This is a genomic window from Enterococcus sp. DIV0236 (genome assembly GCF_050558525.1).
Classification (GTDB): Bacteria; Bacillota; Bacilli; order Lactobacillales; family Enterococcaceae; genus Enterococcus; species Enterococcus faecalis.
Map to the genome: position 1 here is coordinate 1,903,341 of NZ_CP187891.1, position 22,457 is coordinate 1,925,797.

At 36.6% G+C, this 22,457-nt stretch carries 19 protein-coding genes and 1 pseudogene; 3 read left to right on the plus strand and 17 right to left on the minus strand.

What is annotated here, in order from left to right:
- Window positions 1-405: 405 nt before the first annotated feature.
- Both IGK27_RS09140 and IGK27_RS09145 read right to left on the minus strand, forming a co-directional pair.
- Window positions 406-2,154 (minus strand): hypothetical protein, encoded by a 1,749-nt coding sequence (locus tag IGK27_RS09140; RefSeq protein WP_002402565.1) that lies wholly within the window; start codon window positions 2,152-2,154, stop codon window positions 406-408.
- Entirely contained in the window at window positions 2,144-5,326 is a 3,183-nt protein-coding gene (locus IGK27_RS09145; RefSeq protein ID WP_238641503.1) for a serine/threonine-protein kinase, read from the minus strand. Before IGK27_RS09145 ends, IGK27_RS09140 begins: the two co-directional genes overlap by 11 nt.
- A 247-nt stretch (window positions 5,327-5,573) precedes the next feature.
- Here IGK27_RS09145 and IGK27_RS09150 point away from each other — a divergent pair.
- Window positions 5,574-6,012 (plus strand): annotated as a pseudogene (locus tag IGK27_RS09150) (transposase); the annotation flags it as partial.
- A gap of 81 nt (window positions 6,013-6,093) precedes the next feature.
- On the opposite strand, the gene sufB reads toward IGK27_RS09150, so the two are convergent.
- The 11 genes from sufB to IGK27_RS09205 all read right to left on the minus strand — a co-directional run bounded on the left by sufB (window position 6,094) and on the right by IGK27_RS09205 (window position 16,367).
- Complete coding sequence (gene sufB / locus IGK27_RS09155) at window positions 6,094-7,488, minus strand: Fe-S cluster assembly protein SufB (protein ID WP_002356769.1); 1,395 nt, start codon at window positions 7,486-7,488, stop codon at window positions 6,094-6,096.
- An 18-nt stretch (window positions 7,489-7,506) separates the two neighbouring features.
- Complete coding sequence (gene sufU, locus IGK27_RS09160) at window positions 7,507-7,974, minus strand: Fe-S cluster assembly sulfur transfer protein SufU (RefSeq protein WP_002356768.1); 468 nt, start codon at window positions 7,972-7,974, stop codon at window positions 7,507-7,509.
- Window positions 7,961-9,196: a cysteine desulfurase gene (locus IGK27_RS09165; protein ID WP_002372178.1), complete on the minus strand. Its 1,236-nt coding sequence runs from the start codon at window positions 9,194-9,196 to the stop codon at window positions 7,961-7,963. The genes sufU and IGK27_RS09165 overlap by 14 nt, the downstream gene beginning before the upstream one ends.
- On the minus strand, window positions 9,193-10,479 hold the full coding sequence (sufD, locus tag IGK27_RS09170; protein WP_002364433.1) for a Fe-S cluster assembly protein SufD: 1,287 nt from the start codon (window positions 10,477-10,479) through the stop codon (window positions 9,193-9,195). Before sufD ends, IGK27_RS09165 begins: the two co-directional genes overlap by 4 nt.
- Before the next feature lie 14 nt (window positions 10,480-10,493).
- Window positions 10,494-11,264 carry a Fe-S cluster assembly ATPase SufC gene (sufC, locus tag IGK27_RS09175; protein WP_002356763.1) on the minus strand — a complete coding sequence of 257 codons (771 nt, stop codon included), beginning with the start codon at window positions 11,262-11,264 and terminating at the stop codon, window positions 10,494-10,496.
- Between the two features lie 369 nt (window positions 11,265-11,633).
- A complete protein-coding gene (gene frr / locus IGK27_RS09180) occupies window positions 11,634-12,191 on the minus strand; it encodes a ribosome recycling factor (protein WP_002356762.1) in 558 nt (185 codons plus the stop codon).
- Window positions 12,192-12,194: 3 nt separating this feature from the next.
- Entirely contained in the window at window positions 12,195-12,917 is a 723-nt protein-coding gene (gene pyrH / locus IGK27_RS09185; protein WP_002356761.1) for a UMP kinase, read from the minus strand.
- Window positions 12,918-13,177: 260 nt separating this feature from the next.
- The gene (gene tsf / locus IGK27_RS09190; protein WP_002356760.1) at window positions 13,178-14,059 is read right to left on the minus strand and encodes a translation elongation factor Ts; all 882 of its coding nucleotides are present in this window, start codon (window positions 14,057-14,059) and stop codon (window positions 13,178-13,180) included.
- 105 nt (window positions 14,060-14,164) lie between these two features.
- The gene (rpsB, locus tag IGK27_RS09195) at window positions 14,165-14,950 is read right to left on the minus strand and encodes a 30S ribosomal protein S2 (protein WP_002356759.1); all 786 of its coding nucleotides are present in this window, start codon (window positions 14,948-14,950) and stop codon (window positions 14,165-14,167) included.
- A 183-nt stretch (window positions 14,951-15,133) separates the two neighbouring features.
- Entirely contained in the window at window positions 15,134-15,571 is a 438-nt protein-coding gene (locus IGK27_RS09200) for a GNAT family N-acetyltransferase (protein ID WP_002378544.1), read from the minus strand.
- A 19-nt stretch (window positions 15,572-15,590) separates the two neighbouring features.
- A complete protein-coding gene (locus IGK27_RS09205; protein WP_002356757.1) occupies window positions 15,591-16,367 on the minus strand; it encodes a TrmH family RNA methyltransferase in 777 nt (258 codons plus the stop codon).
- 106 nt (window positions 16,368-16,473) lie between these two features.
- On the opposite strand from IGK27_RS09205, the gene IGK27_RS09210 reads away from it, so the two are divergent.
- Both IGK27_RS09210 and yidC read left to right on the plus strand, forming a co-directional pair.
- Window positions 16,474-16,749 carry an acylphosphatase gene (locus IGK27_RS09210; RefSeq protein ID WP_002356756.1) on the plus strand — a complete coding sequence of 92 codons (276 nt, stop codon included), beginning with the start codon at window positions 16,474-16,476 and terminating at the stop codon, window positions 16,747-16,749.
- A gap of 166 nt (window positions 16,750-16,915) precedes the next feature.
- Window positions 16,916-17,848: a membrane protein insertase YidC gene (gene yidC / locus IGK27_RS09215; protein ID WP_002356755.1), complete on the plus strand. Its 933-nt coding sequence runs from the start codon at window positions 16,916-16,918 to the stop codon at window positions 17,846-17,848.
- A 33-nt stretch (window positions 17,849-17,881) separates the two neighbouring features.
- Here the strand turns inward: yidC and IGK27_RS09220 are convergent, their stop codons facing one another.
- The 4 genes from IGK27_RS09220 to recO all read right to left on the minus strand — a co-directional run bounded on the left by IGK27_RS09220 (window position 17,882) and on the right by recO (window position 22,421).
- On the minus strand, window positions 17,882-18,073 hold the full coding sequence (locus IGK27_RS09220) for a DNA-directed RNA polymerase subunit alpha C-terminal domain-containing protein (protein WP_002356753.1): 192 nt from the start codon (window positions 18,071-18,073) through the stop codon (window positions 17,882-17,884).
- A 39-nt stretch (window positions 18,074-18,112) separates the two neighbouring features.
- Window positions 18,113-20,197, minus strand: a complete 2,085-nt coding sequence (gene glyS / locus IGK27_RS09225) for a glycine--tRNA ligase subunit beta (RefSeq protein WP_002370425.1) — start codon at window positions 20,195-20,197, stop codon at window positions 18,113-18,115.
- A gap of 1 nt (window position 20,198) precedes the next feature.
- Complete coding sequence (gene glyQ, locus IGK27_RS09230) at window positions 20,199-21,107, minus strand: glycine--tRNA ligase subunit alpha (protein ID WP_002379669.1); 909 nt, start codon at window positions 21,105-21,107, stop codon at window positions 20,199-20,201.
- A gap of 525 nt (window positions 21,108-21,632) precedes the next feature.
- Window positions 21,633-22,421 (minus strand): DNA repair protein RecO, encoded by a 789-nt coding sequence (gene recO / locus IGK27_RS09235; protein ID WP_002356748.1) that lies wholly within the window; start codon window positions 22,419-22,421, stop codon window positions 21,633-21,635.
- Between the last annotated feature and the right edge of the window lie 36 nt (window positions 22,422-22,457).

A 22,457-nucleotide genomic window follows, 5' to 3' on the forward strand; every position in this document is an offset into this window, starting at 1 on the left:
TAAATTGCTTCTGATATAGCTTGCTTATCATTTGAAATAGACTCATCAACATAAATAGAAAAGTAACGTAATCTATCTATACAAATATTGCGAACAGCGCCCCTAAGAAAACTGATCAAGAGTTTGCTGATATGATGGCTCATCAGTAAAAAGCTGGTCATTTCTACTATCAAGGGTTCTAGCTACGATAACAGGTTTAACCCACACTGCCTTCTAGCAAAGAGATAGTATTTCCTACAAATTTCAACAGCTTATAAATGTTGCTATATCAACATTCGTAGTTTGGGACGGTACTATGAAATTCTATCGAATTTTCAGGATTGGTGCTGGTTTGGGTGTTAGTTTGAAATAGAATCGTTAATAACCCTGAGTCAACTTTAGTATTGATTGATAAAAAATATTATTTTATTTTCTTATTTTTGCTAACTCATTTCTAAGTGCTTGTTGAAGCTGATTCAGTAATAAATATTGCATCGCTCTATATCCATTATTAAATAATCCTGGATATTTTCCTCCTGTATCCTTACTTAAATATTGAGCCAGTTGTTCTCTATCTTCTTGTTTATCAAGTCGAGTATGTTGGACTGCATTTCGATATAGTCTGTTTTTATCTATAAAAGTAAACAATTCAGGATAGAAATGTTTGAAATCTCCAAAAAAATATTTAGCTTGATATTTATCTTTTAATGATTCAAATAGAAACTTATTAATAGCAGTTAACATCACTTCATAATTATTTCTATTTGTTACTAAAGGAATGTTTTCAAAACTCGCATGATCTTGAGCTGTTAATGAACTACCTTCAACCCAACTTTTTCTTTTGAGCATTCGCTGAGCCTGATCAAACAAATAAAAATCATCCAATATTTTTTTCAGCTTCTCTTTTACTTCTCTTGGCGATTTAAAAATCTCTCTTGGCAATCCACTTTGTGTATCATTAATCGCTATTAATTGTTGATACTGATTTTGAGACAACTCATAACAAAGTGGTTCAAATAACACTAAATCACCATTGCTATCACTTACTATCCTCTGCTTGAAATCAATGCTACAATTTTGATGATTATCAGCATTGGCACAATATGCAGAGTAATTCAAATCATGATGAATTTCAAAATTCACATAATCATTAGCTAGTTGTTCAAGCTGACTAATTCTCCGCATGACATAATTTGATGGCAAGAGCTCTCCTGTTAAGGTGAGGTTAACTTTCAGCTTTTGTTTTAACTTATTTTCGATCATATTTATCATACTTAAATCTGGTATCGTCCATTGTGTGAAAGGGATATACAATTGTATATCTTTTTTTGCTTCAAATATAAGTCGATCAAATCTCTCAATTGCATCTTCTTTAACAACTTTTTCGAACTGATCAGAAATCCCTTTAAACCTAACTATACTATCTGAAGAAAAAAAGTTTCCTGCCTCCATGTTTAGATTTACCAAATCTGAAAGTTGAGTTTCATCAATTAAATCATCATACTCCGATAATCGGATTGCACGATCAAACAGCAATAACTGGACTGAATCTTGTGAAGTTGTTGATACATGAACTGCCAATTGAGCCCTTTTATAGTTTACTCTAATGCGATTGACTTTCAAAATATCTATAACTTGCTCTTTATCATTCGCCTCATTCAAAATTTTTTTAACTTTAAAAAAATCTAATCGTTTCAAAGTAGGTCGCTTAATCTGTGTTTTTAAAGTTAGAGTACCAGTTTCTCGTAGGTTTCGTTCATTCGCATAACGCTGATGATTGCTCAGAATAATTTCTCCTGAAAGTCCATCAACACAAACTTTTTTCTCTAGTTTAATAAAACGATTCAATTGTTCATCTTTTAAGTAGTCTCTTCCAACCTCACTTATTATTCCATTTTTCTTGATTACCTCATAATATAGTAAATCATAAAACGCTTTTTCAAAAATTTCAATATCATTTTCTAGTCCCATAATTTTAGGGATATCTGTCAATTTGAACTTTTGATCAATCAATCGTAATAATGTATCTTGAATAACTGGTAAAGTTTCAATTTTATTGCAAAAGCAACTAATATCTAAAAAGTATATTGGAATCGCCACATCTACAAGTGCAATTTGCTTATAACCAGATAGTAGTTCCTTACCAATTTGACCAATTTCACTTCTATATCCCACTCTGTATCACCTCTAGTTCACAATCAGTTTTATATCGGTTTATATAAATTAGGACATCTTCAAAATAATTATGTTCTTTTTTTGATGCTTCTTTCATAAAATGTGCATTTCCAACAATAATTACTTGAGATTTTGCTCTTGATAAAGCAACATTTAGTCTTCGTTGTTCACTTAAAAAACCAATGTCCTTATTAGCATTGGACCTAACCACGCTATAAATTACAACATCTACTTCTGAACCTTGAAAAGCATCAACATTTTCAATAACTATTTCTAAATTTTCCCATCTAGTATTACTCGGTTTTATCAGTTTCTCTAAAAGCGACTTCTGTCCACTATATGCCGATATTACACCTACTTTAATTTTCTCATTTGTACTATTGCTATCTTCTAAATGTTCCAACTCCATGAGAATAATGTTTGCTTCACAAGTATTAGTAAAAGATTTTGAAGTTGTCTTTTTCTGTTGATTGTTTTGCAATCGCTCTGTCGATAACCAGACTACAGGTTTTGCTATCCTGTAGTTCAGTCTTCTTTCCTCCGGGGTTATATCTGTCGTAATAACTACTCCATCATCCAAATAGAAGACCTTGTTGATCATTTTCGAAATAGCAGGATGCATCCGGAACTGCTTACTTAAAGTAATAGCTATGTCAGAGTCTTTTGCTAGTAAAAATAAATCCTCAAATAAACTCTCAGATAATTTTTCTGAACTTGTATTTTTGATGATGTTAGCGTCAAACTCATTGATTATTGGAGGAAGCTGCTTATGATCTCCAACCAAAACAATTTTTTTCCCTTTTATCATTGGAATCAAGACTTCGGGTACAGTTGATTTAGCCGCCTCATCAATGATAACCCAATCAAAATTGATATGTCGCATTACTTTATTTGATGAGATTCCAACGCAAGTAGAAGCAATAATTGAAGCTTTTCCTAATAACAAATTATCAAAACCTTCTAAAGAATCCAGTCCTCTGTACCATTGTGCCAAAGTTTTCGAAAAACTTTTATCATCATTAGAGAAATTTCCTTTAAAAATTTTCTCATATTCTTCCACAAAACCGTTATCCATTTTGCTAATATTTACTAAAATCTTTCGTAGTTTAGTATCTTTAATGAAATCATTCATATTCTGAATGGAACTTTGCTTGATTTCTGTTGTCCATTTTTTTGTTTGATTTATTATTTTATTAGCTTCAGATTTTTTCGAAATACGTTCACTATTACCAATTCTAACTAGCAAATCCTCAGGAAAATATTTTTTTAATTTATTAAAAATATGGTCCACAGCAACATGAGATTGTGATGCCAAAAGAATTTTTGAATCTTCTTCAGATTGTCTAATTTGATAAATCAACTCATTAATTACAGTTGATTTTCCAGTGCCCGGCGGTCCTTGAATTAAGAAAATATCTTGTGTTCCTAACGCAGAAATTACGGCTTGACCATTAATAGGATCAATTTTTTCATTTGCAAAATCTACTTTTTTTGTATTTGTTCGCATAGTCCCAATTGACGGATCTATAATAATATCAAGTAGATTCTTATTTTCAGCCATTCCTTGCTTAAGAGTATCGAGAGCATTTTTAGCACGTCTCGTTACTTTCAGACTTTCTGAATAATCAATACCAAAACGGCCTGATTGATTGTATTTTTCAGATTCAAAATTATTTACTGGGGAGATAAAAATCACTTCGTCTGTGTATTTTTTGATTTCACCAACCTTCTCTAATTTTCCATTCACCTTGTTCAGTAGTGCAATGTTCTTCCCAATCTCCAAATCATCAATATTATCCATACTCTCAATAACAAAATGGTAATAGCCAGATTCCACATCATATTCAATTTGTTTGTAATAACCAATATTTTTCTTTCTCTGTAGTAAATTTTCTTGTTGCTTTATTTTTTTGCTCCAAATTGAAATCAATCGATCCTCAGTTTGTTTATTTTTCTTTTGATTCATAAAATCTCGATACTCAGCGTCTACTTTATCCAAAAACCTATATAAGTACATACAATCTTTATTATCAACTGAATGAAATCCAAAACTAATTTTTGTTTTTATTGGAAATGCCCGAGCAATTATTTTTTCTTGAGCTGAGTAACTATCAAGTTCATCTGCTCGAATTAAAATTATGATACCTTTTGATTTTTCGACTGTGCAACGGAACTTAATTAAATCACAAACAATATCGTACTGCTCGTTTTTTATTCGATAAATATAGAAGTCTAGATCGTTTTTAGATAGAAACCTCTTTGCATCATCTTCCCTAGGGAAATCGATTATATTCATGCGAAAAAGATCATTAATAACAGTATTAGTCAGTTTAAAAATCAATTCGGAGTCTCGACTCTCTAGCTTATCTATTTCATTATCCAAGATACTCAAAAAACTTTCGACCGATACATATCTAGAAATCACTTCATATTCGGTTGCTTTTCTTATGATATTTTGCAACGTATCACCGACTTCTAAATTTTTAATTTGACTTACAAATATTTCAGGATTTTGATCTGGATTCTTACCAGATATTAGGAAAAAGAGAACCCTTCCCAAAGAATAAATATCACTAAAACTTGATACACGTCTTTGTGCAACTTGCTCAGGTGACGAATATATATAGTTGAAATAATGATTTACCGTAGTTTGTTCCTCATAAATTAATGATTTGATTTTACTAATACCAAAGTCAATGATTTTAACTTGCAATCCATCTTCACTTTTAGCAATCAAAATGTTGTTTGGAGCAATATCACGATGAATAATCTCTTTATCATGAGCATGTTGTATACCAAAAAGAATATCGCGAAAAATTTTGAGTTTTTCTGTTAAAGTTAGATCGGGATTTTTCTCTATAAATTTTTCTAATGTTTCTGATCTAATAACGTAATCAATCAATATATAGTAGAAAGTTTCTGTTTCTCCAGAATCATAATAGCCCACAATATTTTCATGATTGAGATTTTTTAGTGACTTCCACTCACGATTGAAAATTTCTGATACTTCTTTTTCTAAAGATGTATCTTTCATAATAATTTTCAAAGTATATAGAGTTTCATCGATGATATTTTGCACTAAATATACTTCGGATGGCAATGTCCTCGATTCATGAAGTAGTTTAATAACTGCATATTGTCCATTGATCAACTGATTTGGCTTCAAATTCATTTACAACACCTCTTATTAATTAGTTAATTAGGAATATGTACCATTGTATTTTAATTCATTATACATTATCTCCATTATATCAGATACAATGCATAAATATGTAAACAAGCTTAGGAAAATAGGCTAAAAAGCCATTATTTTTATCTTTTTCTCGCTCATTAATCCATATGAGTATAATGCATCTTACTCTTTAGAAAAAGAAATAATACTATATATTAATCGACACATTGGAAATATCAGCTATAATAAACTTAAACAACTTTGGAAGTTATTACAAAAAAATCAAGAAAAGTTGGATAGTTTAAACCGCCGTTGGCGCCCTTCGTTTAACCGAAACAGAGCTTGTGGACAGACTGCTTTCCTATAGCGTTGAATTAACGCAACGCTACACATTGTACCAAGACTTCTTGTATGCCGTTCATAAACGCAACCAAACGTATTTTGATGCCTTGCTTACGCAAAGTGTTTCTCACTTGCCAGCTACTTATCAAACCACTTTACGAACTTTTAAAAAATACCAAAAACAAATTCATCATGCCTTGAATTATTCTTATTCGAATGGACAATTGGAATGTCTCAATAATCATATCAAAGTGTTAAAGCGAAATGCCTATGGTTTTCGTAACTTTTATAATTTCAAATTACGGATTTTCGCCCAACAAGGACAGGCCATACAAACTAAATAAAAAAGTCCAGAGGGTTTTCTCCTCTGGACTTGACATGATTCTACAATTTCTCTTTACAAACATTATTTGACAAAAAAGGTTTTACCCTACTGATCCTTCCATCTCATAACTAATCAACCGATTCAACTCAACCGCATATTCCATCGGTAATTCTTTCGTAAATGGTTCAACAAAGCCCATAACAATCATTTCTGTCGCTTCGGCTTCAGATAAGCCGCGACTCATTAGATAATATAATTGTTCTTCAGAAATTTTTGAAACTTTGGCTTCGTGTTCTAAGGACACTTGGCTGTTATGGATTTCGTTAAACGGAATCGTATCTGATTTTGATTTTTCGTCCATGATAATCGTGTCGCATTCGATGTGGGAAATCGAGCCTGCGCTGTCTTTGCCAAAAGTAACTTGGCCACGGTAGTTAACCTCGCCGCCGTCTTTAGCAATTGATTTTGAAACAATTGAGCTAGAGGTATTCGGCGCATTGTGAATCATTTTGGCCCCAGTATCTTGGATTTGGTTAGCGCCAGCAAAGGCAATCGATAACATCGTGCCACGGGCACCTTTGCCATCTAAGTAAACGCTTGGGTATTTCATGGTTGTTTTAGCTCCTAGGTTCCCATCAATCCATTCGACAGTGGCACCTTCGTAAGCTTTAGCACGTTTGGTTACTAAGTTGTAGACGTTATCTGACCAGTTTTGAATAGTGGTATAACGACAATAAGCATCTTTTCTTGTAAAAATTTCTACGATGGCCGCATGCAAGCTGTTACTTGAATACGTGGGTGCCGTACATCCTTCAACATAGTGAACGCTGGCCCCTTCATCGACAATAATCAAGGTCCGTTCAAATTGGCCGGTATTTTCAGCGTTGATTCGGAAATATGTTTGTAATGGTACATCAACTCGAACGCCTTTTGGTACATAAATAAAGGTTCCACCTGACCAAACAGCTGAGTTTAAAGCGGCCAGTTTATTATCTGTTGGCGGCACAAGTTTTGAAAAATACTCTTTGAATAGGTCAGGATATTCTTTTAAAGCAGAGTCAGTATCTGTAAAAATGATGCCTAATTTTTCAAATTCTTCTTTCATGTTGTGGTAAACAACTTCTGATTCATATTGAGCAGAAGCCCCAGCTAGATAAGCACGCTCAGCTTCGGGAATCCCAATTTTTTCAAAGGTTTCTTTGATTTTATCAGGTACATCATCCCAATCGCGTGCGGGTTTGTCACTCGGTTTTTGGTAATATTTAATTTTACTAAAGTCAATATCTGACAGGTCTGGACCCCATTCTTGCATGGGCATTTTATTGAATTGTTCTAACGATTTTAAACGGAAGTCAAGCATCCATTCTGGTTCGCCTTTCACGCGAGAAATTTCGCGAACGACGTCTTCGGTTAGGCCGTCTCCGGTACTAAAGACTGGTTCCACATCGTCGTGAAAGCCAAATTTATATTCTTCTAATTCAGGTACTGTACTCAATTCGTCGTCACCCTTTCTTTATTTTTCACAATGTAAATGACCGGCTTCGCCTTGGCCGTTATTAGCAACAGCCTGCTCTAAGGCTTTCCAAGCCAGGGTTGCACATTTAATCCGAGCTGGAAATTTAGCTACGCCGCTTAACATTGCTGCATCGCCTAATTTTTCATCTTCGGCCACTTCATTTCCTTGAACAAGTTGAGAGAAATCCTCTGCTAAGGCCGTTGCTTCGGCGATTGTTTTTCCTAAGACCGCATCAGTCATCATACTAGCACTTGCTGTACTGATTGAACAGCCACTTCCTTGAAAGGCGATATCTTTAATCACACCGTCTTCAATGGCCACATCCAGTTCAATCACATCTCCACAAGTAGGATTATTCAGTTCAATTGTTTGGCTAGACGCATCTAGCGTTCCGTGGTGATGTGGGTGGCTAGAATGGTCCAAAATGACTTGGCGATATAAGTTATCTAATTTAGAAAGTGCCATGCTGGAAAAACTCCTTTGTCGCTTTAATCGCTTCAACTAAGCGATCTGCGTCTTCTTTGGTATTGTATAAATAAAAACTTGCCCGTGCGGTTGCTGGCACGCTCAAATAGTTTAATAACGGTTGCGCGCAATGGTGACCCGCTCTGACAGCGACCCCTTCCATATCTAACGCCGTAGCCACATCATGTGGATGTAAACCTTCAATATTAAAAGCAATCACACCTGTGTGGTCTTTTGGATTCTGTGGACCATAAATCGTCAAGCCCTCGATAGCTTGCAACTTCGGCAAAACATAGTGAACAAGGGCTGCTTCATGTTGATGAATGGCCTCTAAACCAATTTCTGTTAAATAATCAATGGCGGCACCTAAGGCAATTGCCCCAGCAATATTAGGTGTGCCAGCTTCAAATTTCCATGGAAGCTCTTTCCAAGTACTTTCTTGAAGATGAACAAAGTCAATCATTTCGCCACCAAATTCCACAGGTTCCATTTGTTCCAATAAATGACGTTTGCCATAAAGGACACCAATTCCAGTTGGTCCACACATTTTGTGACCACTAAATGCATAAAAATCAGCATCGATAGCTTGAACGTCCACAGGCATATGAGGAACTGCTTGCGCGCCGTCTACCACCATCACAGCGCCATTTTGATGAGCTAATTGTGTTAATTCTTCGATTGGATTAATGACCCCTAACACATTTGAAACATGAGCAATCGAAACAATTTTCGTTTTTTCTGTAATTTGTTGACGTGCACTTGCCATGTCTAAAAAGCCGTCTTCAGTGACGTCTATATACTTCAAAATGGCTCCTGTACGTTGGGCTAATTGTTGCCAGGGAATAATGTTTGAATGATGTTCCATGTAAGATATGACGATTTCATCCCCGGCTGTAACTGCCAAGTCACCATAACTTTTGGCAATCCAATTCAAACTGGTTGTTGTTCCTCGTGTAAATAAAACTTCCGCTGTTTCTTTGGCATGGATAAATTGGCGAACCTTTTCGCGGGAGGCCTCATAGTCCTTCGTTGCTCGTTCGGCTAACGTGTGCACCCCACGATGAACATTGGCATTATCGGTTTCATAATAATGTCGTAAAACATCTAACACTGCCGTTGGTTTTTGGGTTGTCGCAGCATTGTCTAAATAAACTAGCGGTTCATCATTAACTTCTTGAAATAAAATAGGAAACGATTGACGAATGGTTGCTGCATCCATCATGCGTTTAACTTCCCTTCAATTACTTCTACAAATTCATTTTGTACTTCTTTAACTGGAATTGCTGTAATGACAGAACCTAGGAAGCCACGAATCACCAAACGTTCCGCTTCTTCTTTACGCAAGCCGCGGCTCATTAAATAATACATTTCTTCTGGATCTACTCGACCAACGCTGGCTGCGTGTCCGGCAGTCACTTCATTTTCATCAATTAAAAGAATTGGATTGGCATCACCACGAGCTTTATCAGACAGCATTAAAACACGACTTTCTTGCTGTGCGTCGGCTCCTTTTGCTCCTTTTAAAATGTGGCCAATTCCGTTAAACGTTAAAGTACCACGTTCACGAATAACTCCATGTTGTAAAATATGACCAATTGAATGTGGCGCTTTGTTTGTCACTCGTGTGTCGATGCCTTGTGTTTGTTTACCTGCACTAATTGCAACAACTTTAACTTCTGAATGAGCGCCTTCGCCAACTAAATCAGAATCAAAATCAGCCACAACATCGCCATCATTCATGACGCCTAGAGCCCAATCAACAGAGGCATCCCGCATAATATAGCCACGACGATTCATATAAGTCGTTACAGTTTGCCCTAATTGATCCACGGCTGAGTATTTAACTTTTGCGCCATCTTTCGCAATCACTTCCACAACGATATTTCCAGAAGCTTTCTCTGCGTGATGACCAGTTGATTGAAAACGTTCTAAATAACTGAATTCACTATGATTATCTGCAACGATTAAAACATGTTTAAAGAAAGGTTGGTTGCTATCTGAATCCTGAATAAACAAAGATTCAATGGGCTCTTCAATCACTACGTTTTTAGGAACGTATAAGAAAACGCCACTATTCATGAAAGCTGCATGAGCTGCTGTCAGCTTATCTTCTTCTGGTAATACAGCTTTAGTCATATAGTATTCTTTAACTAATTCTGGGTGCTCTTGTAAAGCAGTAAAAATGTCTGTAAAAATTACCCCTTGTTCCGCTAATGAGGCTGGCAATTGCTCAAAAGCATGAAAAGATCCTTGTTGAACAATTAAAGGATTGTCTTTCATTTGATCAAAACTTGCGACATTTCCTTCAGAAGGCACATAACTTTCCATGTGAACATTTAATAAAGGCCAACGATGAAATTTCACACGATCAATATGTGGTAACTCACTTTCGTCAGCGTTTCTTAAAGCCGTTGTTCGCAATTCAGTCATCCAAGCTGGTTCTTCATGTTCTAGTGAAAAAGCGGTGACTTCGTCAAGATAATCCATTAGATTTACTTTTTTCATTTATCTTGTCCTCCTTACGCTTCTTCTTTGTAATCAATACCTAATTCTTGGCTGATACCAGCATAGCCTTCTGTTTCTAAACGTTTTGCCAAATCAGCCCCACCGGTTTTCACAACGCGGCCTTCCATCATGATATGAACAACATCTGGCGTGATATAGTTCAATAAGCGTTGATAATGGGTAATAATTAACGCACCAAAGTTCTCGCCGCGCATTTCATTAACCCCTTTAGAAACTACTTTTAACGCATCGATATCTAAGCCTGAATCAATTTCATCTAAAATGGCAAACGTTGGCTCTAACATCAATAATTGTAAAATTTCATTTCGTTTTTTCTCGCCGCCAGAAAAACCTTCGTTTAAGTAACGCTCAGCCATTTCTTCAGGCATATTTAATAATTCCATTTTGCTATCTAATTTTTTTAAGAACTGCATAACTGACATTTTGTTGTCTTCGTCACGTTTTGCATTGATTGCTGCACGCATGAATTCAGCATTGGTAATCCCTGGAATTTCACTTGGGTATTGCATTGCTAAGAATAAGCCTAAGCGAGCGCGTTCGTCTACTTCTAAATCTAAAACGTTGACGCCGTCAAACAGAATTTCTCCTTCTGTGACTTCGTAGTTAGGATTTCCCATAATTGCTGCTGATAAAGTAGATTTACCAGTTCCATTAGGTCCCATAATTGCATGGATTTCTCCAGTATTAATTGTTAAATCGACCCCTTTTAGAATCTTTTTATCTTCAATTGATACGTGTAAATTTTTGATTTCTAACACAGACATGTACAATTCCCTCCAACTTGTTTTAATCGTTTTTCCGTTCTCACTCATTTTAGCCTAATTGAGAATGAATCGCAAATTACAATTGCTAAAAATAACAACTCTTATCATCAAATTTTAGGATTCAATTTGTGAAGGAAAATTTTAAAAGGCTGATATTTCAAAGTTTCTCTATATTTTTAAGTGATCGTCCCTACACAAAGAAAAATATTCTGGTAGAATAAAAAAATTTATTCAAGAAAGCGTTTTCTTAAATAATTACTTTAGAATGACTTTCGCAAAGAGAGCCTTGAGATACGCCTTCCTCATCTATACAAAAAAATCCAGAGCATTTGCTTCTCTGGATTCAATAATTTTTATTAGTGATTGGTTTTATACTTCTAAAAGTTCTTGTTCTTTTTCAGCAGTAATCGCATCGATATTTTTGATGCTATCATCTGTTAATTTTTGAACATCTTTTTCAAATGAACGTAATTCATCTTCGGTGATGTCGCCATTTTTTTGAGCTTTTTTCAACTCATCCATTGCATCACGACGAACGTTACGGACAGCAACTTTTGAGTTTTCCGCTTCTTTTTTCACGTCTTTGGCTAATTCTTTCCGACGTTCTTCCGTTAATTGTGGAATCACTAAACGGATGACATTTCCATCATTGGTTGGGCTAATGCCGATATCACTCATTTGAATAGCTTTTTCAATGTCAGCGATAGAATTTTTGTCAAACGGTGTAATCATTAATACACGTGCTTCTGGGATATTGATACTTGCTAATTGGTTAACTGGTGTTGGTGCACCATAATATTCTACTTGAATACGGTCTAATAGACTTGCGTTCGCACGACCAGCACGAATTTGACCTAATTCACGGCGTAAGCTTTCTTCCGCTTTTGTCATTTTTTCTTTGGCTGTTGCTAAAACTTCTTTAGACATTCTTTATTTCCCCCTTACAGTTGTTCCGATATTTTCACCAAGGATGGCACGACGGATATTTCCTGCTTCATTTAGGTTAAAGACAACTAAAGGAATATCGTTATCCATACTTAATGAGCTTGCTGTTGAATCCATTACTTGTAGCCCTTTAGAAATAACATCTAAATGTGTTAGTTCTTCAAATTTTGTCGCTGTTTCATCCACACGTGGATCCGCAGAATAAACACCATCAACATTGTTCTTCGCCATTAAGATGACGTCCGCATCTACTTCTGCAGCTCGTAACGCAGCCGTTGTATCTGTCGAGAAGTAAGGATTTCCTGTTCCTCCGGCAAAAATAACAACGCGGCCTTTTTCTAAATGACGTTCTGCACGACGACGAATGTATGGTTCTGCAATTTGACGCATTTCAATTGATGTTTGAACACGTGTAGGCACACCAAGATTTTCTAATGTATCTTGCAATGCTAAGGCATTCATCACAGTAGCTAACATGCCCATATAATCAGCTTGTGCACGTTCCATGCCCATTTGAGCACCAATTTGTCCACGCCAAATGTTTCCGCCGCCAACCACGATGGCCATTTCGATACCTAATTCATGGACCTCTTTAATTTCTTGGACGATTTCTTTAATGACTGGTGGTTTAATGCCAAAACCGTCTTCTCCGGCTAGCGCTTCTCCACTTAACTTTAATACGACACGTTGATACTTAGGTTTAACCATCATAATTCCCTCCAAGATTCTCTAAAAATCATTCAATTCCTCATTTAGATGACTTTTCACCAAAATGATTTTTTAGACCAAGCAGTGCGATCCACTGGTTTTGCCTAAAAAAAGGGAGCGCATATCAAAGTTATGCGTTCCCAAATGGCTGAAAGACTGCCTTGAATCAAGCAGTAATCAATTTATGCAGCTTCCTTTGGGGATCGCTGTCTGTTTAGATACTTATGATTCACGGCTTTTCAACCGAGCGTTTGATGCTCTTAGTTTTTCATTTGGCTCATTACTTCATCCGCAAAGTTATCTTCACGTTTTTCGATACCTTCGCCAACTTCAAAACGTACGAATGATTTTACTTCGCCGCCTTTAGAAGCAACAAATTTTTCGACAGTCATATCTGGATCTTTAACAAATGGTTGGTCAACCAAAGCGATTTCTGCTTTGAATTTTTGTAGACGACCAACAACCATTTTTTCAACGATATTTGCTGGTTTACCTTCGTTTAATGCTTGTTCAGTTAACACAGCTTTTTCGTGTTCTAATTCTTCTTGAGGAATTTGAGATTCGTTGACATAGCGAGGGTTGATTGCCGCGATGTGCATAGCAACATCTTTCGCTACTTCTTCGTCAGTTGTGCCATCGATAACTGTTAATACAGCAATACGGCCACCCATGTGTAAGTAAGCGCCAAATGCAGCATTGTCAGCTTTTTCGACAACTTCAAAACGACGGAAGCTGATTTTTTCACCGATAACAGTTGTTGCTTCGATTAAATCAGATTCGATTGTGCCTTTTTCAGTTTTAATAGCCATTGCTTCTTCCATCGTAGCTGGTTTGTTTTCAGCAACTTTAGTCGCAATATCTTTAACTAAATCTTGGAACATTTCGTTTTTAGAAACGAAGTCAGTTTCTGAGTTTACTTCAACGATTGCTGCAACGTTACCTACAGTTGCTACGTTTGCTAAACCTTCAGCCGCAATGCGGTCATTTTTCTTCGCTGCTTTAGCCATACCATTTTCACGTAAAAAGTCTACGGCTTTTTCCATGTCGCCTTCTACTTTTACTAATGCTTTTTTAGCGTCCATCATTCCAACGCCAGTCATATCGCGTAATTCTTTTACCATTTTAGCTGTAACGTCTGCCATTATTTGTGTCCTCCTCGGATATTATCAATTCTTTTTAAAAAAGCTATCTCAAAGGAGAATCAGGCTTTTTGTCGCCTAGCCTTTGAGACAGCTCCGTAATCATTATTATTCAGCTGATTCGTTATTTCCTTCAACAACATCAACGATTTCTTCGATTGAAGTTGCTTCTGGTGTTTCTTCAACGAATAACTCTTCAGTTGCTTGGTCTTCCCCTTGGTTACCTTCGATGAAAGCGTCAGCCATTTTAGCAGTGATTAATTTCACAGCGCGGATTGCATCATCATTTGAAGGGATTACAACATCGATCTCATCAGGATCACAGTTTGTATCAACCATTGCAACGATTGGAATGTTTAATTTGTGTGCTTCTTGAACAGCAATGCGTTCTTTACGTGGGTCAACGATGTACATTACATCTGGAATTCTTGGCATATCAGCGATACCACCTAAGAATTTTTCTAAACGTTCACGTTCTTTGTTTAAACCAGCAACTTCTTTCTTAGGTAAAACTTCGAAAGTGCCGTCTTCTTCCATTGCATTGATTTTTTTCAAGCGAGCAATACGTTTTTGGATTGTATCCCAGTTAGTTAACGTACCACCTAACCAACGATGGTTTACATAGTATTGACCAGCGCGGATTGCTTCATCTTTGATTGCTTCTTGTGCTTGTTTTTTAGTTCCTACGAATAAAGCAACGCCGCCTTCTTCTGCAACGTTTTTCATGTAATCGTAAGCTGCATCTACTAATTTCACTGTTTTTTGTAAATCAATGATGTAGATACCGTTTCTTTCTGTGAAGATATATTTCTTCATTTTTGGGTTCCAGCGACGAGTTTGGTGACCAAAGTGTACGCCGGCTTCTAGTAATTGTTTCATAGAAATTACTGCCATGTTGTGTTTCCTCCAGTTTGGTTTTTATTTTCCTCTTCTTTTCGTCAACTCCTTGAAGAACTACCGTAGTAGCACCACTTCGCAGATGGAAAAGAATGTGGATTTCGTGTGTGAAAATCACACCTTTAACAGTATAAGATATTTTCAGAAAAATAGCAAGCCTTAAAACTAGAAATGTCGCTCCTACTGCGCTTGCCAAACAAGATGACATTCTTCGTTTCCTGTTTCATCGATGGTTCGCTTTTGTTGGACAAAGCCTTGTTTTTGATAAAAGGCGTACGCTGCTTGATTTTCCCTGTAAACAGCCAAAGATAAGATGTCCTGTTCTTCTTTTGCTACTTGCAGTAATTTCTGACCGATGCCCTTCCCTTGAAACACTTTTTTTATAAAAATTCCTGCGATATAGTTATCCATTAAGCCTAAAAACCCAATTATCTGACCCTCTTCTTCTGCTAAGATCAGTGTTGCTTTTGGTAACGCAGCGCGGACAAATGCCTTATTTTCTTGCCAATAAGTTGGTGCGACAAATGGATGAGCTTCTAGGTTCGTTTGCAGCCAAATAGTCATAATGGTTTCTAATTCTTTTTCTGTTAACTGGGTTGTCTTTTTGATAGTCAGCATTTTTTGACACTCGTTTCTGTTATTGATTATTTTCAAAATAAAACATTAACACGCCCGCTGCGATAGCGACATTCAATGATTCTGCTTGACCTTTCATTGGAATATAAAGATTTTTCGTGGTTTCTGCTAACAATTCTGGCGAAACCCCGCTACCTTCATTGCCTAAAATCAACGCATAATTTTCCACTGCCTCTTGTTCATAATAAGCAATCGCAGCTTCATTTAATTCTGTACCGAAAACTGGTAGTCCTTGCTTCTTGAATGCCTGAACCACTTCAGTCAACTCTCGTTGGAGAACCGGCAAATGATAGTGGCTTCCCTGCATTGAGCGCAACACTTTTGTATTGTAAATATCTGCTGTGCCCTTACCTAAAATCACGCCTGCTAAACCTGCTGCATCAGCTGTGCGAATCATCGTACCAACATTACCAGGGTCTTGGATATTATCTAAAAGTAACCAACCACCTTTAAAAGAAAGCGACTGCTCTTGTTGCGTTTCCAAGGTGACAATTGCCAAAATTCCTTGTGAAGTTGGCAGCTCCGACAAGCTATTTAAAACCTCATCACTAACAAAAATTAATTTTTCTGTTTCTTGTTCAGCTAACCAAGTTCCCCATTCTTGTTGACCTCTTTGGTTAAACAAAATCCACTGGACATCGGCATTGGCCTTCACAGCTTCTTCAACTAAATGAAATCCTTCTATTATATATTGGTTCAGTTCTTCTCGGTACTTCTTTTTGTGTAATTTTTTCCATTCTTTTAATTGGTTATTTTTCGTTGATGTAATTTCTTTCATAAGTCACCTCGCCTTTGTATTATAGCATGCTTCTAGCTTGCTTGGATACTTGCTAGAACCAAGAAAAATCGCTATCATAAAGAAAAAAGCAAAGGAAGTGTCTCTCATGGAAAAACTAAGAATGAATGTACAAGGACGTGTCCAAGGTGTTGGCTTCCGCTACATGACAAAAATGGTGGCAGATCAATTAGGTGTCACTGGTTCGGTGAAGAACGAAGACGACGGGTCCGTTTCAATCACAGCAATTGCACCTGAAGACATAATGGAAACATTTATCAAAAAAATCAAAGATTCCCCCAGTCCAGCGGGACGTGTAACGTATGTTGATATTCAAGAAGACCCTTTGTTAGAAGAAACGGAACAATTTAAAGTGATTCAATAAACTTACTTTCTAACGATTGATTTCTTTGGGAAGAAGCCTTGAACAGCAAGTAGTTCCTGCTTTTTATTGATTTTTGTAAGAGCTTCTTTTCGATTTTGATTGAAAAAGAGCGCTGTTTCAAGTATAGTTAACCATGTAAAAATTTTTTAGAAAAGGACCGAATTACATGCGTAAATTAAACCGATGGCTTTACGGCTCTGGCTTACTATTTTTAGTAATGTTTTTATCAGGCTGTGTGAAAACAGGAGCAGATGGACAACCAACTGGTGAAGGTTTTGTCTATAACTTCCTTGTTTTACCGATGAGTAATGCAATTACTTATCTTGTCGATAACTTTAATTGGAACTATGGTTGGGCGATTATTTTTATCACCATTATTGTACGGATCATTATTTTACCGTTAGGCTTACATCAATCGAAAAAAAGCTTTATCCAAACGGAAAAAATGCAAGCAATCAAACCCCAAGTGGATGTTGCACAAGCAAAAATGAAACAAGCAAGTACGCGTGAAGAACAAATGGCCGCACAAGCAGAACTACAAAAGATTTATAAAGAAAACAATGTGAGTATGGTTGGCGGAATTGGTTGTTTGCCTTTATTAATTCAAATGCCTATTTTCTCTTCTCTGTTCTTTGCTGCTCGTTATACAAAAGGTATTGCCACGGCAAGCTTCTTAGGAATGAATTTAGGGCAACCAAATATGATTTTAGTGGCATTAGCTGGTTTAGCCTATTTAGCTCAAGGTTATATTTCAATGATTGGTATTCCTGAAGAACAAAAGAAAACAATGAAATCAATGCTGATTGTTTCACCATTAATGATTGTTTTCATGTCCTTTAGCTCACCTGCAGGCGTAGCGCTTTACTGGGTAGTTGGTGGTATTTTCACATGTATTCAATCTGCCATCACAAATATCCTCTTACGTCCAAGAATTAAAAAACAAGTACAAGAAGAATTGAAAAATAACCCACCAAAACAAGTGGTTACTCCTATTAAGGATGTGACACCAAAAGAAACAAACAAAGTAACGCAAAAAACGAACCAACCAAAAGCAAACGGCAATAAAGGTCGTAATGCTGGAAAACAAAAACGTAAATAAAAAAAGGATCGCCTCTAAACGGCGATCCTTTTTTTACTTCAATTCTTTCCCAGTCATCTCTTCAATAGTTCGAATAGACTTTGGACCAAAGCCATGCAACGAAAGTAACGCTTTTCGGCCTCGTGCGTAGAGTTCATCCACACTGTCGATTTTTTCATTCGTTAGCGCACGAACAGCTGGCTTTGATAATTGTGTTAAAATTTGTTCAAACGTTGTTTCTAGCATGCTGTCGGTTCCTCCTTAGCGGTCGAAAAACAGCGCTTTTTATTTTACAATTAATAAATCTAAGCTAGCAATTGATAACGCCATTTTAGCAATTTGCATTAATTGTTTTAATCGGTTTTGTTTGACTTTTTCATCCTCAACCATAACCATCGTTTCATTGAAGTACGCATCAATTAACGGACGTAGATTTACTAGTGCTTCATAGTTTTCTGCAATCGTGCGTGTCGCAAATGCTTCAGATAAATCGTTAACTGCTTGATACAGTTCTTTTTCTGCCTTATTTTCAAACAGACTTGGATCAATCCCTTCTTCAGTATCACCTAAAAGTTCTTGACCTTTTTTCGCTAAATTAATAACACGCGTTAAGGCTTCCATTGATGGTTTAAAATCTTGATCTTCAAAACGGCTTTTTAAAATATTCGCTGAAGCAAATAATTTCGATAAATCGGCTTGCTCAGCAGACACCACTGCATCGATAATGTCATGGCGAACATTTTTCGTCATTAATAATTGACGTAAGCGAGCTTTCACAAATTCAACGACTTCTGCTTGTCCTTCGTTTAGTAAAACGCCATATTTCTCAACATCTTGATTCACTGCTTCATCAACTTCTGTTTGTAATTGAACTAATGGGAAGGTCCAGCCTTTATCTTCAATAATTCGGATAACGCCATAGGTTTGACGACGAAGTGCATAAGGATCGTTAGAACCTGTTGGAATCATACCAACTGAGAAGAATGAAAAGACGCTGTCAAGCTTATCGGCTAAGGCTAAAACAGCCCCGATTGCTGTTTCTGGCAATTCACCTTCACTGGAAGTTGGTAGATAATGTTCTCGAATCGCCGTTGCTACGGCTGGTTTTTCGCCTTGTAATAAGGCATATTTTTCTCCCATAATTCCTTGTAATTCTGGGAATTCACCAACCATATTTGTTACTAAGTCAAATTTATAAATTTCAGAGGCACGTTTTAAATCTTCCAATTCCTCCTCAGATAAGCCAACTTTTCGACCAATGATTTGTGCAATTAAAGCAACCCGTTGCATTTTTTCATAAATTGAGCCAATCTTTTCATGGAAAGTCACATTTTTTAGTTTTTCAACACATGCTTCAATCGTTAATTTTTTATCTTCATTGTAAAAGAATTCTGCATCTTCTAAACGAGCAATTAACACTTTTTCATTTCCTTTAATCACGTTTTCAAGGTGAACATTATCCCCATTGCGAACAGCGATAAAATGCGGCATTAATAAGCCTTGGTCGTTACGAACTTCAAAGTAACGTTGGTGTTCTTTCATAGAAGTCACTAATACTTCATCTGGAACAGATAAATATTTTTCATCAAAACTGCCTACAAATGCAGTTGGATATTCCACTAAATTCGTAACTTCTTCCAATAACTCTTCATCTAAAGCTAACTGCCAATTTTTTTCTGCAGCGAGAGCGTTCGCTTGATCAACAATCATTTGTTTCCGTTCATTCGGTTGAACCACTACAAATTGTTCTTTTAATTTTGCTTCATATTCATTAGCATGTTGGAACGTCACATCGTCTCCCAAGAAACGGTGGCCACGAGAAGTTTGCCCTGTTGTCACGTCTAACACTTTGAAAGGAATTACTTCATCATCAAGTAGTGCCACAATCCAGTGAATTGGACGAATATATTCGAAATCATAGTTTGCCCAGTGCATTGTTACCGGGAAAGTTAGACTTGTAATCACGTCATTTAATTTTGTTAATACCTCTTTGGCACTTTGGCCTTTGGTAAACTTCGTCACATAGACATATTCGACACCATTTAATTCTTTGAAAACAATGTCCTCAGTTGTGACTCCTTGGCCGCGTACAAAACCTTGTGCAGCTTTTGACCAATTTCCTTCAGCATCTAAAGCAATCTTTTTCGCTGGACCCTTTACTTCTTCTTCAACATCTGCTTGTTTTTCAGGAATCGCAGTTACTTTCACGGCTAAGCGACGAGGTGTGGCAAAGGATTGCACTGTTTCATAGTCTAAATGATGTTCATCTAAAAATTTGATTACTTTTTCTTCAAGTTGGATACGGCTTGGTGTGACAACATGTGCGGGCATTTCTTCTAAGCCAATTTCTAATAATAAATCTTTTGCCATGTTATTCTGCCTCCTTGGATACACTTTGATCTTTATTTAATAATGGGAACCCTAATTTTTCACGTTCAGCCACAAAAATTTTCGCTACGGAACGAGCCATATTCCGAATGCGGGCTAAATATCCTGCACGTTCCGTTACAGAGACAGCACCGCGAGCATCTAATAAATTGAATGTATGGCTACATTTTAAAATATAATCATAGGCTGGATGAACTAAACTTTCTTCAATACAGCGTTTAGCTTCTTTTTCAAATTTGTCAAAGTTTTCTAAAAGCATTTCTTGGTTACTAATTTCAAAGGAATATTTTGAATGTTCATATTCAGGTTGAACAAAAATTTCACCATATTTAACGCCTTGTGTCCATTCTAAATCATAGACACTTTCGACTTCTTGGATATATGATGCCAAGCGTTCTAACCCGTAAGTAATTTCAGAAGTGACAGGATGACATTGTAAGCCCCCGACTTGTTGGAAATACGTAAATTGGGTAATTTCCATGCCATCTAACCAAACTTCCCAACCTAAACCAGCACAACCCATTGAGGGATTTTCCCAGTTATCTTCTACAAAACGAATGTCATGTTCTAATGGATCAATTCCTAATAATTTCAAACTTTCTAGATAAAGTTCTTGGATATTTTCAGGAGAAGGCTTCATTACAACTTGGAATTGATGATGTTGGTATAGACGGTTCGGATTTTCACCATAGCGTCCATCAGCTGGACGACGAGAAGGTTCTACGTAGGCAGCATTCCATGGTTCAGGTCCAATGGCACGTAAAAACGTGTAAGGACTCATGGTGCCGGCTCCCTTTTCTGTATCATAGGCTTGCATTAACATACAGCCATTAGATGACCAAAATTTTTGCAAGGTTAAAATCATTTCTTGTACGGTTAACTTGTTTTTCATTGTTTTCCTCCTTGGAATATTTTTTATAGACATAGGGATTGGCTTTGCTTCGGGAATGTAAATTTAAAAAGGGATACAGAGAAACAATTTTGTAGAATGGGATAATTTTTATGCTGTTATAACGTTCCACATCTGCTCCATGTTTTTGGCTAAACAGTTTGTTTTAGCACAGAGGAGACAACGTTCCCTTTGGTCACCTTGTGCTGTTCCACATCTGCTCTGACACTTTGTGTCAGTCGCAGTGAGGAACATGCAAAAAGTCCCCATGCCTATTAATAGACATAGGGACGAATAATTATCGCGGTTCCACCCTACTTCCGATGTGTTCATCGGCAGCTTCGTTTGTCGTACTCCAAAGTGCCTTTCAAAAGTTCCGTGCTTCTGGCTCCCACTCTCCCAGATTCGCTTAACAGAGGGTTCTTTTTACTTCTCTTTTTCTTCGTACGTATTTAACTTCTCTATCATAATACGGTGTCTGAGGGAAGTTGTCAAATTTTTTTTAGAAAAACGTCTGCTTGTTTACGTTTATTTTTCTTCCTTCTTTCGTGGCGGAATTTTTAACGTATTTTCCCACGTTTTCATTTGATCAATAAATTTTTTACTTTTTAAGTGCAAACCAACATATTCATCGTATAACATATCAATCGTTTCTCGAATACTTTTCTTAGTTTCTTCTTTTACTTGAATGTTTTGGACTTTTTCATAGGAGACTTGCGCAAATAAGCGAATAAAATGAATCGCTCTAGGATCTGCATGGTAGCGCTGTTCATCTAAATGCCAATGTTTTTCACAAAGCACACCGCTATACTTTGAAGAGTAGTCAAATTTCCCTTGTGTTTCGCCACAAGCCACACAATGATGCCATTCTGGTCGTACACCAAACCGTTCTAACAATTGAATTTCAAAAATATTTGTAATGATTTCCGGATCTTTTTGCTCATTTAAAGCGGATAATGCCATGTGGGTAAATTGAAATAAGTTCGGATCATAGTGCTGATCTTCAATTGCTGCATCGACTAAGTTTAAAATATATGTTCCATATGCGTTAATAAATATGTCTTGTTGAATGTTTCGAAAAGGTTGAACTTCTTTGCTGCTATTGAGAAAAGATAAGCCTTCTTCTCTAAAGTTCCCGATGTAGACGGCTTCTGTAAATGGCAGAATCGCTGGCAAAAGAGGATTATTTTTTCGATGCGCGCCTTTCACAAAAAACATCAATTTCCCATAGGATTCTGTAAAAATTTTGACGAGTTTATCCTTCTCTTTAAAATCCTTCGTAAATAAAATAATGCCTTTGGTCTCCCCTAATGCCATTCAATTCACTTCCATTTCTTATGTAAATTAGTGTAG